The sequence below is a fragment of the Pseudidiomarina sp. genome (assembly GCF_033722695.1).
Classification (GTDB): Bacteria; Pseudomonadota; Gammaproteobacteria; order Enterobacterales; family Alteromonadaceae; genus Pseudidiomarina.
Genome location: NZ_JAWVYM010000038.1, coordinates 1 through 14264 on the forward strand (window position 1 = coordinate 1; position 14264 = coordinate 14264).

At 53.1% G+C, this 14264-nt stretch carries 13 protein-coding genes; 4 read left to right on the forward strand and 9 right to left on the reverse strand.

The annotated features are described in order from the left end of the window. Positions 1-255 precede the first annotated feature (255 nt). The 4 genes from pssA to rluD all read right to left on the reverse strand — a co-directional run bounded on the left by pssA (position 256) and on the right by rluD (position 5547). Complete coding sequence (pssA, locus tag R3196_RS09995) at positions 256-1101, reverse strand: CDP-diacylglycerol--serine O-phosphatidyltransferase (RefSeq protein WP_318936629.1); 846 nt, start codon at positions 1099-1101, stop codon at positions 256-258. A 110-nt stretch (positions 1102-1211) separates the two neighbouring features. Next, complete coding sequence (gene clpB, locus R3196_RS10000) at positions 1212-3785, reverse strand: ATP-dependent chaperone ClpB (protein ID WP_318936630.1); 2574 nt, start codon at positions 3783-3785, stop codon at positions 1212-1214. Between the two features lie 78 nt (positions 3786-3863). Beyond that, positions 3864-4586: a peptidoglycan editing factor PgeF gene (gene pgeF / locus R3196_RS10005; RefSeq protein ID WP_318936631.1), complete on the reverse strand. Its 723-nt coding sequence runs from the start codon at positions 4584-4586 to the stop codon at positions 3864-3866. Beyond that, a complete protein-coding gene (gene rluD, locus R3196_RS10010; RefSeq protein ID WP_318936632.1) occupies positions 4579-5547 on the reverse strand; it encodes a 23S rRNA pseudouridine(1911/1915/1917) synthase RluD in 969 nt (322 codons plus the stop codon). The genes pgeF and rluD overlap by 8 nt, the downstream gene beginning before the upstream one ends. A 127-nt stretch (positions 5548-5674) precedes the next feature. Here rluD and R3196_RS10015 point away from each other — a divergent pair, with 127 nt between their 5' ends. Next, positions 5675-6430 (forward strand): outer membrane protein assembly factor BamD, encoded by a 756-nt coding sequence (locus tag R3196_RS10015; protein ID WP_318936633.1) that lies wholly within the window; start codon positions 5675-5677, stop codon positions 6428-6430. A 56-nt stretch (positions 6431-6486) separates the two neighbouring features. Here the strand turns inward: R3196_RS10015 and glnB are convergent, their stop codons facing one another. The 4 genes from glnB to R3196_RS10035 all read right to left on the reverse strand — a co-directional run bounded on the left by glnB (position 6487) and on the right by R3196_RS10035 (position 9696). Further along, the gene (gene glnB / locus R3196_RS10020) at positions 6487-6825 is read right to left on the reverse strand and encodes a nitrogen regulatory protein P-II (RefSeq protein WP_318936634.1); all 339 of its coding nucleotides are present in this window, start codon (positions 6823-6825) and stop codon (positions 6487-6489) included. Further along, the gene (locus R3196_RS10025) at positions 6822-8468 is read right to left on the reverse strand and encodes an NAD+ synthase (protein ID WP_318936635.1); all 1647 of its coding nucleotides are present in this window, start codon (positions 8466-8468) and stop codon (positions 6822-6824) included. The genes glnB and R3196_RS10025 overlap by 4 nt, the downstream gene beginning before the upstream one ends. A gap of 66 nt (positions 8469-8534) precedes the next feature. Continuing rightward, entirely contained in the window at positions 8535-9068 is a 534-nt protein-coding gene (locus R3196_RS10030; RefSeq protein WP_318936636.1) for a DUF1285 domain-containing protein, read from the reverse strand. Position 9069: 1 nt separating this feature from the next. After that, positions 9070-9696, reverse strand: a complete 627-nt coding sequence (locus R3196_RS10035) for a response regulator transcription factor (protein WP_318936637.1) — start codon at positions 9694-9696, stop codon at positions 9070-9072. A gap of 196 nt (positions 9697-9892) precedes the next feature. On the opposite strand from R3196_RS10035, the gene R3196_RS10040 reads away from it, so the two are divergent. Together R3196_RS10040 and pdxH are read left to right on the forward strand one after the other, a co-directional pair. Then, positions 9893-11575 carry an amidohydrolase gene (locus R3196_RS10040; RefSeq protein ID WP_318936638.1) on the forward strand — a complete coding sequence of 561 codons (1683 nt, stop codon included), beginning with the start codon at positions 9893-9895 and terminating at the stop codon, positions 11573-11575. Between the two features lie 20 nt (positions 11576-11595). After that, a complete protein-coding gene (gene pdxH / locus R3196_RS10045) occupies positions 11596-12234 on the forward strand; it encodes a pyridoxamine 5'-phosphate oxidase (RefSeq protein WP_318936639.1) in 639 nt (212 codons plus the stop codon). An 8-nt stretch (positions 12235-12242) separates the two neighbouring features. On the opposite strand, the gene R3196_RS10050 is transcribed toward pdxH, so the two are convergent. Beyond that, positions 12243-13322, reverse strand: coding sequence for an Ldh family oxidoreductase (locus tag R3196_RS10050; RefSeq protein WP_318936640.1), 1080 nt, complete (start codon positions 13320-13322; stop codon positions 12243-12245). A gap of 70 nt (positions 13323-13392) precedes the next feature. Between R3196_RS10050 and R3196_RS10055 the strand changes: the two genes are divergently transcribed. Continuing rightward, the coding region (locus tag R3196_RS10055; protein ID WP_318936641.1) for an ATP-dependent 6-phosphofructokinase at positions 13393-14264 on the forward strand (872 nt) is incomplete at its 3' end.

The window sequence follows — 14264 nt, forward strand, 5'->3', positions numbered from 1 at the left end:
ATCCGGTAAGTGCCCACACAGTTTGCTTGGCTTGGTATATTGTTAAAGAGCGTTCGCTTCTTTCTGAAGCGGGATGCGTATTTTACGCTTTCCCCGGTTAAGGTCAAGATCCTTTCGGATCTTTTTATTGCCCGGACAGTGCCTGACAATCCCTCAACCCGCGCCACCTTATCGGTGACAACGGCGGCGAATTATAGAGATCTCCGCCGCACCTGCAAGATCTTTTTCAGGCTTCCCCGATCGTTTGCTTATTTTTTATTCAGAACCCTTGTCTGAGTCTGCTTTTTGCTTGCTTTCTGAACGTTTTTGCTGCTTGTGTGGTTCTTCGTCCTGCTCACTTTCGTCGGTGTCACCAATCACATGTTCCAGTTTTAATTTCTTCACTGACCGGTAAGTCGTGATCGGCCCGGATAAGGCATATAAGAAAAACAGACTAAAGAGGACCAATGACGGTTCAGTTGCCACAATAACAAAAGCCAGCACCACCAACAGAATAACCACAAAGGATACCCGACCGCGCCAGTCGACATCTTTAAATGAGTGATAACGGAAATTGCTGACCATTAATAAGCCGGCACAAATGGTGAGTATCGCCGCTAGGTAGCTAACATCGCTGGCGTCGACTCCATACTTGCTACCCACCCAGACAGCCCCCGAGACCACAGCAGCGGCACTGGGAATGGCCAGACCCTGGAAGTAACGCTTGTCAGCGCTGCCCAGGTTAGTATTAAAACGAGCCAGCCGCAGCGCGCCACCAGCAACAAAGATAAATGCCGCCAGCCAGCCAAGCTTACCTAAGTCAGCTAATGCCCAGTTATACATAACCAGCGCCGGCGCCATACCAAAAGACACGATGTCAGCCATGCTGTCGTATTCCGCCCCAAAATCACTTTCGGTATTGGTTAAACGTGCTACCCGTCCATCAAGCCCGTCGAATACCATAGCGACAAAAATCGCCACAGCAGCAGACTCAAAGTTATTATTCATTGAAGCCACTATCGCGAAAAAGCCGGAGAACAGCCCCGCAGTGGTCAGTAAATTGGGTAGCAGAAAAATCCCGCGCGCTTTGCTATTGGCTCGTTGCTCATTATTATTTGGCATCTTGACGTCCTTAGTTCGATACAACCTGGCGCCCTGATTCCATATGAATCAGGGTCGCACAGGATAACATAGCTTAATCATAGCAATAAATAGCCACAGGTAACCGGTGCTTACTGCCCGATAGATAACTGATCATCTTCTTTTTCAATGATGATTGTGCGTCCGGGGATAAGCTCGCCGGCTAATATTTTCTGTGCCAGTGGGTTCTCCAGTCGCTGCTGTATAGCTCGTTTCAGTGGCCGTGCCCCGTATACCGGATCAAAACCTTCAGCGGCTAACAGGTCGAGCGCCTCATCACTGATCTGTACCTGATAGTCGCGCTCGGCCAGCCGGTCATATAAACGCTGCAGCTGAATGCGAGCAATATTGCGGATATGGCTTTTCGCCAGCGGATGAAACACCACTGTTTCGTCGATCCGGTTTAAAAACTCAGGCCGGAAGTGATGATGCAAAATGCCGGTAACATCAGCTTTCATCTGCTCATAACTTTGCTCATGCGCTTTTTCCTGAATCATGTCCGAACCCAGGTTGGACGTCATAATGATAACCGTATTACGGAAATCAACGGTCCGACCCTGGCCGTCAGTGAGGCGGCCATCGTCCAGAACCTGCAACAGTATGTTGAATACATCAGGGTGCGCTTTTTCAACCTCATCGAGCAATAACACGGAGTATGGCCGGCGGCGCACCGCTTCCGTCAGATAACCGCCTTCTTCATAGCCAACATACCCCGGGGGCGCACCAACCAGCCGCGCGACTGAATGTTTCTCCATAAACTCAGACATATCAATCCGAACCATGGCACTGTCGGTGTCAAACATAAAGTTAGCCAGGGCTTTACAGAGTTCCGTTTTACCGACACCGGTCGGCCCCAGGAACAGAAACGAACCAATAGGCCGCTGCGGATCCGATAAGCCGGCTCGGGACCGGCGAATAGCATTTGCCACTGACGTAACGGCTTCGTCCTGCCCGATGACGCGTGCGTGCAACTGATCTTCCATCTGCAGCAATTTTTCCCGTTCACCTTCGAGCATTTTACTGACAGGTATGCCGGTCCAGCGAGACAGTACTTCGGCTATCTCTTCTTCAGTGACCTTGTTCTTCAGCAGCGTCATGGCTTGCCCTTCCGACTCAACTGCTGTCTCGAGTTGCCGCTCAAGCTCGGGAATGCGACCATACTGCAGTTCAGACATACGGTTCAGGTCACCCGCCCTACGCGCGATGTCCAGATCGGTTTTAGCTTGTTCTATCTGCGCCTTTATATTCTGGGCGCCCTGCACTGAAGCTTTTTCAGATAACCAGACTTCTTCAAGTTCCGCATACTTACGTTGCAGATCCTTGAGATCATCTTCAATGTTCTCAAGCCGCTTGCGGCTGGCTTCATCCTCTTCTTTCTGCAATGCCTTTTGTTCAAGCTGCAACTGAATGATGCGCCGATCCAGACGATCCAGCTCTTCCGGCTTCGAATCGATCTGAATACGAATGCTCGAGGCGGCTTCATCAATCAGATCAATAGCCTTATCAGGTAACTGCCGGTCGCTGATATAACGATGGGACAGCGATGCTGCGGCGACAATCGCCGGGTCTGTTATCTGCACCGAGTGATGCACTTCATATCTTTCTTTAAGGCCACGCAGAATAGCGACTGTGTCCTCTACCGAGGGCTCATCGACCAGAACTTTCTGGAAGCGGCGTTCAAGCGCGGCGTCTTTTTCGATAAATTTCCGGTATTCATCGAGCGTGGTCGCGCCCACACAATGCAGTTCGCCGCGCGCCAGCGCCGGTTTCAGCATGTTACCGGCATCCATAGCGCCCTCGGCCTTACCGGCACCGACCATGGTGTGCAATTCATCGATGAACAGAATCACACGGCCTTCTTCTTTGGACAGCTCGTTAAGTACAGCTTTCAGACGCTCTTCAAATTCTCCGCGGTATTTTGCCCCGGCCAGCAGGGCACCGAGATCCAGCGACAGTACGCGCTTATTCTTCAGGCCCTCAGGTACTTCACCGTTGACGATACGTTGCGCCAGCCCTTCAACAATAGCGGTTTTACCAACACCGGGAGCACCTATTAGTACCGGATTATTCTTGGTGCGGCGTTGCAGCACCTGCACGGTGCGGCGGATCTCTTCGTCACGACCAATCACCGGATCCAGTTTACCCTGCTCGGCCCGTTCCGTGAGGTCAATGGTGTATTTATCCAGCGCCTGACGCTGATCCTCAGCATTTTGATCACGCACGGTCTGCCCGTCGCGCACCTGCTCAATCGCTTTTTCTACTTTATCGCGGGTAATTCCCAGCCGCTTCAGGATGCTGCCAAGTTTGCCTTTGTCTTCAGTGGCAGCAAGCACAAAAAGCTCTGATGAAATGTACTGATCATTGCGTTTTTGGGCGTACTTATCGCAGAGATTCAGTAAGGTGCTGGTGGCCGCTGAAACCTGAACTTCACCGCCGGTGCCTTCAACCTGAGCCAGATTGTCAAGCGCCTCGGCGAGCTGGGCCCGCAGGCTCGCTATATCGATCTGTAACAAGGTCAACAAGGGCCGCAGCGTACCGCCGTCCTGATTAAGCAAAGCCTGCATCACGTGCACGGGTTCAATAAACTGGTGATCACGGCCTAGCGCCAGCGACTGAGCATCAGCGATGGCAAGCTGAAATTTGTTTGTGAGTTGGTCAAATCGCATAAAAACTACCTCAGAAAGTTTCATATAACCTGTTACTTAATGTGGGTAATATTTAGGCAATTTCAAGAGCGGGCAGGTTTAATTTTTCCAGATCAGAGAAGCAAAGCGCCCGGCAACAGGAGTCCGGCGATAGGAATACCAGCGGTCATCGCTATAGGTGCATAAGCCGCTGAGGGTAACATCATTAACGCCGGCACGATTTAGGACCCGCCGGGCAAGATCGGGCAGATCGGCAAACCATTTATCCTGTGGTTGCGGCAAAAAGTTCTTACTGTCCGCAAGCCCTCGAACAGCGAACACCTCGTAAACATCAGAGCCAACTTCAAAATACGGGAGTGTTATTGCAGGCCCAACCCAGGCTCTCACGTCGGCATTGTCATTGCGCAATTGCTGCAGCGTATTTTCGATTACGCCCGCGGCCAGGCCGCGCCAGCCAGCATGTACCGCCGCTATTTCACTGCCATCGCGACTAACCAGTAGAACGGGCAGGCAGTCAGCCGTTAATACCGCGCATACAGACGCTGGCTGGCGGCTAAAGATAGCGTCTGCAGGGGCACCTGAGGCAATTTCAGCGAAGTTGCCAGCAACAGCGCCATGATACTGCTGTAGCCAGCGCGGTGCACAAGGCAAGGACAAATCCCGCACAAGCTGTCGGCGATGCCGGATAACCGATGCTGGTTCGGCCAACACATGTGCAGCCAGATTACCCGGCGATGTCACGGTTGAGACTGCCGCAGAAATGCCATCAGGCAACTGCCAGTCGGGAATAAGATAATCCCCCGATGGGCCGCTCTTAATCATGGGGATGCGCTTGCCGGTCACGCCGCAACTGAGCAAGCAACTCGACAAAATCAGGCGGCGTGGGTGCATCCCAGCTTAACCACTCACCGGTGATGGGGTGATGCAGTGACAGACGCGCGGCATGTAGCGCCTGACGCTTAAAGGTCTGCAGCGTTTCCAGCAACTCGGCAGAAGCCTGCTGGGGCGGCCGCGGCCGACCACCATAAGTAAGATCACCAACCAGCGGGTGGCGAATATGCGCCATATGCACACGAATCTGGTGGGTTCGCCCGGTTTCCAGCCGCAGCCGCAAATGTGTGTGCGCCCGGAAGCGTTCTGAGACCCGATAATGCGTCACTGCCGGCCGACCTGAAGGCACTACGGCCATGTGCGTGCGCTTAGTCGCGTGCCGCCCGATGGGTTCATCAACCAGGCCACCGGCAGTCATAGCACCGTTACACACGGCTTCGTATTCCCGGGTTATCTCCCGGCCCTGCATCGCAGCCACCAGATAAGTCTGTGCCGGAATTGTCTTAGCTACGACCATCAGGCCAGTAGTATCTTTGTCCAGCCGATGGACAATACCTGCACGGGGCACCTGATCGATCGGCGGATAATAATGCAATAAGGCATTTAGCAAGGTGCCATCAGGTTTGCCCGCACCCGGGTGCACAACCAGCCCGGCGGGCTTGTTGATAATCAGGATATGGTCATCTTCATAAACGATATTGAGGTCGATGGGCTGAGCGCTGTACCGTTGCTCTTCTTCGATTTCGGCCTTGACCTGAATGTCCATTCCAGTCAGCACTTTTTCCCGCGGCCGGTCAACAACCTGCTCGTCTACGGTTACCAGACCGTCGGTAATCCAGTTTTTTAATCTCGAACGCGAGTAGTCGGGGAACAACTCCGCAAGTGCCTGGTCCAACCGTTTACCGTTGGCGTGGGCCGGAATAACTCCGGTCAGTACAATCTGTTCACTCATAAAATATGTTATGGACCTGTGAAAGCAGCCGTTGCTGCGTTAGAATGCGTTTAATGAACTGCTAGTGTACCTGTTTGGTGTATTGACCACCAAAAAATTAAATTAACTGAGATTAGAATAACATCATATGAAACTGCGAATTATTCTGGCTTGTCTTGCAAGCATCTATTTGAGCGGGTGCTCTGGTACTCCTGAAGACACCACCGCCGTAGAGCCCTTAAACGATGCTCAGGCAACCTATGAGCGGGCGCGAAGCAGCATTGCCGCAGGCAATTACAGCACGGCTGCTCAAACGCTGAAGTCAATGTCTACCCGCTACCCCTTCGGGCCACTAGCCCACCAGGTGCAGCTTGACTTGATTTACGTCTACTACAAACTGGCTGATATTGATAAAGCGCTGGCCGCTATCGACCGCTTCAGCCGGCTAAACCCCAATCATCATGACTTAGACTATGTGCTTTACATGCGTGGTCTGGTGAATCAGCGGGCTGATTACAACGCGATCCAGGAGTTGGCGGGAATCGACCGTTCCGATCGGGATCCGAGCAAGGCTAAAGAAGCTTTTAATGACTTTGCCCAGTTACTGCGCCGTTTCCCGGACAGTAAATATGCAGCTGACGCGCAACAGCGTATGGTTGGAATTAAAAGCCGACTGGCGCGCTATGAACTGGCAGTGGCGGAATATTATATTACCCGCGAAGCCTATCTGGCGGCGGCGAATCGCGGTAAATACGTACTCGAGTATTACAGCGATACGCCTGAAGCAGAACAAGCCCTGAAAATAATGGCAGACAGCTATGGCCGCCTCCAGCTGAACGATTTGCGCGATAACGCTCTGGCGACATTACGTCAGAACTTCCCTGACAGCCCTTACTTGCGTTAACTAATGGCGCTAACTAATGGCGTTAACCGCTAATAAGCCCACATAAGACGCAGTGGTTACACTGCGTCTTCGTTTTCCTCTCCAGTCCGAATTCGGATAACCCGTTCAACCGTGGTGACAAATATCTTACCGTCTCCGATTTTACCGGTTTGCGCTGTTTCCATAATGGCATCGATACAACGCTCAACCTGGTCATCTGAAACGACGATCTCAAGTTTGACCTTTGGCAGAAAATCGACCATGTATTCGGCCCCGCGGTACAGTTCGGTATGCCCTTTCTGGCGACCAAAGCCTTTGACCTCGGATACTGTCATTCCCGCAATCCCGACTTCTGAGAGTGCCTCGCGCACATCATCCAGTTTGAAGGGTTTTATAATGGCTTCTATTTTCTTCATTTCTTAGCCTCCTCAACAAGCTGGCGTTCCTGCTCAAAGTGAAAGTGGTTGGTGATCGGATAACGGCGATCCTTACTAAAGTTCCGCGCCGTAATTTTTGGCCCCGTCGCAGCCTGACGACGTTTAAATTCGTTGATGTCGATCAGCCTCACCACCCGGAATACGTCAGCCCGGTTGAAGCCGGAATCAACGATTGCCTGCGGACTCCAGTCTTGCTCGACATACAGGCTGATAATCTTATCCAGCACCGGATAAGGCGGCAGTGAGTCTTCGTCTTTCTGATCCGGGGCCAGCTCAGCCGATGGTGGCCGGTCGATAACGCGCTGCGGAATTACCTCGCCGTTACGGTTGGCGTAATCTGCCAGTGCATAGACCATCATTTTAGGAACATCTTTTAGCGGTGAAAAGCCACCGCACATATCCCCGTACAAGGTGCAATAACCAACGGCCAGTTCACTTTTGTTGCCGGTGCTGAGCACCAGTGCACGGGTTTTATTCGAGATCGCCATCAGTATAGTCCCGCGGCTGCGGGCTTGCAGATTCTCTTCGGTGATATCAGCCATAGTGCCGGCAAGCACCGGCTCCAACTGCTGCATAAAGCTGTTGTATATTGGCTCGATGGGAATATTGTCGTACTGAATGCCGAGATTCTTTGCCTGCTGCAAGGCATCTTCAATACTGATTTCGGAGGTGTAACGGAAGGGCATCATCACCGCATGGACGTGTTCCTTTCCTAAAGCCTCAGCCGCCAGCGCGCAGGTCAGGGCTGAGTCAATGCCGCCCGACAAACCAAACAGGACACCTTTAAAACCGTTCTTCTGGACATAATCGCGAATCGACAGTACCAGGGCCTGGTAGACTTCGGCCAGGCTCTCATTTGGATGATCCATCGGCAGGTCATCCAGCAGAGTGATCCCTGACTTGTCAAACCTCAGTGAGGCGCAGCAAGGGCGGCAGTGCGGCAGTTCAGCCTGCAACTTACCATCCGGCATCATTACAAATGAATGGCCATCAAATACCAGCTCGTCCTGGCCACCGCAGTTATTAACGTAAACAATAGGACAGTTGGCTTCCTGTGCCCGCTGCTTAATCATGGTGACGCGCTGCTTATGCTTTTCGAACTCAAAGGGTGAGGCGTTAATGCTAATCACCCAGTCGATACCGATAGCGGTCAGCTCACGTAAAGCGTCCGCGCGCCATAAATCTTCACAGATCACCAGACCAATCCGATGCCCCTGCCAGCTGAAAACACAAGACTCATGGCCAGGAATAAAATAGCGCTGCTCGTCAAAGACACCATATTGCGGCAGGCGATGTTTATGATAGCGAGCCAGACATTTGCCGCGGTGCAGCACCGATACGCTGTTAAAAAGTTCATCACCAACGCAATGGGGGTGCCCGACTACGGCCAGGTTATCGACCGCGGCATCAGCAATTTGCTGCAGGGATTCACTAACACGGCGTTGAAAGTCAGGACGGAACAGCAAATCCTCCGGCGAATAACCGGTGATAGCGAGCTCTGGGAAAATAACAATATCTGACTGCTTATGATCAGCCAGAGTGCGGATTATCGTATCGGTGTTTTTAGTAATGGCACCTACAGTAAAATCGAGTTGCGCCAAAGTGACCGTAATCGGTTTCATAAATCGGTGTCAAACTCCACAGAAGACTGGCTGCGCATCATATCCCAGGATGCTGAAACGCGCAAATCAGGCAGGCAGTTCGCCTATCACGAATGACTGGCCAGCACTTTGAATTATAAGCTTTTTAGTCCCGTCTTCGGGTTCTTTCGCAACGGACTCAAGCCACTGATAATAAACATTACGATGCACCTTAGCCAATAGCCCCTGTCCCATATCAATATAGGGGTAATTGTCTTGCAGAATCACGGGGTGGGCGGGCGACAGCGGTAGCTGATCGCCGATATTCGTAGTAAGTTGCATAACCCGGGGCTCAGTGTCACTGATATAGTCCCAGCCTACGATCAGAAAAGGCGCATCTGCTACGGTGATTTTAACTTTTTCGGCGGGGGTAATCAGGTAATAGCAATCGTCTTCTCGAGCCAGCACTGAGGCGAACAACCGGACCAGCTCTATCCGCTGGATACGGGAGTTCTGATAGTACCAGTTCCCCTCTTCATCTATGCGGATCGGCAACTCGCCACAATAGGGGGGATCCCATAGCTCAGTTGGCGCTTTTTTGCGTTGTTCCAGTGACTGCAAAACGTCTTGCAGGTCCAGCATGCTAGCTCACCAGTCGTTTCTGCCTCAATAAATACCAAAGCGTCGCTTCGGTGCGGTTCGATACTTTAATCGCTTTAAAGATAGCAGATAAATGGACTCGTATAGTGCCTTCGGTAATTCCGAGAATAGTTGCAATTTCTTTATTCGATAGCCCCTGCGCCAACAATTGCATGATTTCTAACTGACGTGGCGATAAGAAGTTCTCTGCGCTACCCTGACGGTTAAAGTTATCATTAAGTCGCGATTCATCAGGCAGATAGCGGTCATTCTGCAGCAGAATGCGAATCGCCTGCTTGGCCTCTTCTGCTGTTGCGTCCTTCGGCAGGTAACTGCGGACGCCGGCGGCCAGCGACTGGCGAATGTCCGACAACGGTCGCGGCCAGCTGAACAAGACAATATGAGCGGCGGGCGCCATTTTCTTGATGGTCGCAAGGGTCGGCCGGATTTCGGCGTCTGGCAGATCCATATCAAGAAAAATCAGATTGTAGTTGCTTTGATGCCGTAAATATTCCTTTGCCAACTCAAAATTCGGTGCCTCGTAAATTGCAACATCTGACGTGTAACTGGTGATTAGCTGGATTAGCCCTGCGCGAATAAAGAACTGCTGGTCGATTATTAGAATTTTCATAGGGCCCTTGGCGCAAGTTTCATTCCCAAAATTAATGAGACTATTGTACACTGATTGCAGATCATTTGCATAGTGTGTGTTCTCAATTTGTAATTCTATGTTAACAGCAAATTAGAGCCACGCTTGTAACTATAGGTTGTACCACTGAGAATAGAGCTTTAAAACACAATACAAAACAACAGGTTGATAATATATTATGCGCTCATTCGGAATTTTGTTAATTGTTGCAAATTTGCTGCTAACTGGTGCGGCTCAGGCGCAAACTATTCTTCTTCACAACTTTAATGGCTATACCCTGACCGGACCACCGGGAGCCGACGCTAAGCTACGCCGCTTCAGCGCCATGCTGGTCCGCGATGGCAAGGTTGCAGCAATTGGCACCGCCAGCTCGGTAAGCTATTTCAGACCCCTGATAGATGCTGAAGTTGACCTGCAGGGTAAAACACTGCTGCCCGGTATCATTGACGCCCATGGCCATGTGCTGGGTTTGGGTCAGAACCTGCAACTGGCAGATTTGCGTGACGCAACCTCAGTTGAGGAAGCTGTACAACAAGTCAAAGCTTTCAGCGAGCAAGCAGCTGTTGAAGGCTGGATTATGGGGCGCGGCTGGAACCAGGAGAACTGGACAGTAAGGGAGTTTCCCACTGCTGAAGCGCTGGATGAAGCAATAAACGAACAGCCTGTGTGGCTGACCCGGGTTGATGGTCACGCTGGCTGGGCCAACAGCAAAGCGCTGGAACTGGCTGGCATCGATGCGTCAACAGTAAGCCCGGAAGGTGGCGAGATCATCCGTGACAAACGTGGCCATCCGACCGGCGTGCTGATAGATAACGCCATGGCTCTGGTCGAAAAAGCCATTCCGCAACCAACAAAGGAACAGCAGCGCAGTGCCCTGCAACTGGCATTTGAACACCTGCTTGCCCGCGGCATTACTAACGTGCATGACGCCGGCGTTGATGCCGTTAATCTGCAACTATATCGTGAGATGGCAGCCGCGGGCGAGATGCCGATGCGGGTTTATGCCATGCTCAGCGCCAACGAGCCGGAATTACTGTCGATTCTCAGTGAAGGTCCGATTTATACACCGGACGATCGCTTCACCATGCGCAGCGTGAAAATCTACGCGGACGGCGCCCTGGGGAGCCGGGGTGCAGCCCTGCTTGAGCCTTATCATGATGACAAAGAGCAGCTTGGCTTGCTGGTAACCCCACCCGAGCGCCTGCACGACCTGTACCAAATCATCATCCCGATGGGCTTTCAGATTAATACCCATGCTATTGGCGATCGCGCAAACCGGCTGGCGCTGGATGAGTTCGAGCGGGCCTTTGCTACTATTGGCGGGCGTAACCTGCGCCATCGTATTGAGCATGCCCAGGTCGTTCACCCGGATGATCTGAAACGCTTTAAAGAACTGAATATTATTCCGTCGATGCAGCCGACGCACGCCACCAGCGACAAGAACATGGCCGAAGACCGGTTAGGTAAGGCGCGGATGAAAGGCGCTTACGCCTGGCAAACGCTACTTGATCAGGGCTCAATCATAGCCGCAGGCTCTGATTTCCCGGTTGAGCTGGCCGACCCCTTCTTTGGTTTACATGCTGCTGTTACCCGCCAGGATCGCGATAACCAGCCTGCCGGGGGTTGGTACCCGCACGAATCCATGACATTGACCCAGGCATTCCGCGCCTTCACTCTTGATGCCGCCTACGCTGCATACCAAGAGCAGATGCTAGGCTCGCTGGAACCAGGCAAATGGGCAGACTTCATTGTTCTGGATCAAGATCCTTTTGCCCAGGATCAGAGTAAACTCTGGCAGCAGAAAGTTCTGGCGACCTACGTGGCCGGCGAAGAGGTATTTGCGGCCGACACCGACGAATAAAAAAGTACAGAGGCATACATATGAAGTTGCATGATTTACGGCGAGACTACGAATTAGCAGAGCTAACCCGTGAAATTCTCAATGACGATCCTATGCTGCAATTTCAGGACTGGTTTACCCAGGCCAAAGAACATGCCGGCCTGCCCGACCCAACGGCGTTCACACTGGCAACAGTGAGCGCCGGAGGCCAGCCGCATCAACGCACCGTTCTGCTGAAGCAGATAGACCCCGACGGCTTTATTTTTTACACCAATTACGACAGCGAAAAGGGCCAGGATATCAAAGCCAATCCACAAGTCGCTATGCACTTTGCATGGCTGGTGATGGAACGGCAGATACGCATTGAAGGATGTGCTGAGAAAATCGATAAGGATGCGGTGGATGCTTATTTCGCCAGCCGCCCCCGGGCCAGTCAGTTGGGCGCGCTGGCCTCTGCACAGAGTTCACCAATTGCCGGCCGTGACGAACTTGAAGAGCGGTACCAGCAACTGGCCGAAAAATACAGGGACGTGGCAATTCCGACTCCAAAGAACTGGGGTGGCTACAAAATTAAACCCAGCCGCTTTGAATTCTGGCAAGGCGGGCGTCACCGGTTACATGATCGCTTTACCTACACCAAAACAGCCGATAGCTGGACCATCCAACGCCTGCAGCCCTGATCAACTCGCTATTCCGGAGTTACCCGTGGTTCAGGCAATGGTTGCTGACAGTGTTCTGCACACCACTGCAACTGCCTCCACACCGCAGCCGTATATTCCACGCCCTGCTCCAGTTGCCGCTGACGTGCCGCCAGCGCCCCGCTGCCCGGCACCCGCACCGGTTTAGCCGGATCAATGGCCTGGGTTTCCAGCATTCCGGTTACTATCGCCTGGCTCTGACGGCGAAATTCGTCGCCCTCGCCAAACGCTTCCGGATCAATCACCTGCACCCAGACCGTATTCGCATCACCATCACCGCTCGCCTGATGACGTCCATACTGGCTCAATGCTAGGGTCCAGAATTCACTGAACAGGTTTAGCCCGGTACCTTTATAGCCAAGCTGCTCGCCGCCAAGTGGTGCCAGTACGCTGGGCGGATCCGCGAGAAATGTATTAGGGTCACAGGTGTAATCGCCCGCCGCGGTAATTAATGCCGCGTACGGCAGCTGGCGTTGCTCAGCGATGGCCGTGCGAACTTTACCGGCTGCGGTCATCGACAAACTGATATCAAAGAGCACTGGCGCCCCGGTTGTCGGAACGCCAATCGCCAGCGGGTTAGGCGAAAACCAGGCCGACTTGGCGCCGAAAGGTGCGACCGCCCGTTGTGCCGGAGTCGCGGCCATCAGCTGCACCAGCATGCCGGCATCAGTGGCTTGCTCTAAATACACAGCCAAAGCCGCGACGTGCTGGGTGCGGCGCATCACCACAGTGCCAGTACCACACTGTTTCGCCATAACAATCGCGGCCTCGATGGCCTTGGGCATGGTATAAAGCCCGGGTAACAGGTCAGCGTCCCACAGCTGGACCGCGGAGCGTTGGTTCAGAACTAGCGGCTCACCCGCGGCTTTGCTCTGACCGTTGTCCAGACAAGTCAGGTTATAGCGCAGGCGTAACAGGCCATGGGTACGAAACCCGAGCAGATCACCGGCGACCAGATAGCGGGCGATATGCGCCGCCACCTGCGCTGACGCCCCCGCGTGCCTGGCGCATGCTTGCGCCCAGTCAGTTATTGCCGCTGCGTCCACCCGATATATTTTTGATTCGCTCATTAGCCATCTACTTGTTATTGCACGTAAGTTCGATAAGCTTACCAGAACAATAAAAAGAGGAGTACGTTTGGTGTCAACACCTGCAAAAATTCAACGGATTGCTGTATTAACCAGTGGCGGTGATGCCCCGGGTATGAACGCCGCCCTGCGCGCCGTGGTGCTGGCAGGAGAACACTACGGACTGGAGGTATTTGCATTTAAGCATGGCTATCAGGGCCTGCTGGATAATGACCATATGCCCCTCTGTGCTGATGATGTGCTGCATATTCTGCAGTATTCCGGAACCATTATTAAAAGCGCGCGCTGCAAACGCTTCGCCGAGCCTGAGGCCGGCAAGCAGGCCGCAGCGAACCTGAATGCACTGGACATCGATGCGCTGATTATCATTGGCGGCGACGGCTCATTCCGCGGTGCCGAACACCTGGCACAGTTCTGGGACGGCCAAATCATTGGCGTACCCGGCACCATCGACAACGACCTCTATGGCACTGATGCCACCATCGGTTACGCCACCGCAGTCACTATTGCCATGGACGCACTGGATAAGATCCGCGATACCGCCGATGCCATGGACCGTGTGTTTATTGTTGAGGTTATGGGTCGGGACGCCGGTTTCATCGGCCTGAGCAGCGCCATGGCAGCCGGCTCGGAGCGGATGGTGCTGCCCGAACTGCAAAGCGACAAGCCGCTGACTGTGTCGGCGCTGGTTAAGCATATTGAGCGGGTACAGAAGATTCGTGGCGATGGCAGTTACGTCATGGTGCTGAGTGAACATCAGTGGCCCGGTGGTGCCGTGGCTCTGGCAGAGCAGCTTGAAGCCGAATACCACCTGCCCTGCCGGCCGTGTTTACTCGGCCATATTCAGCGCGGTGGTCCGCCTGCGCCGGCTGACCGTATCTTAGCGTCAGAGCTGGGCGTGCATGCGGTGGAACTGGCGCTTGA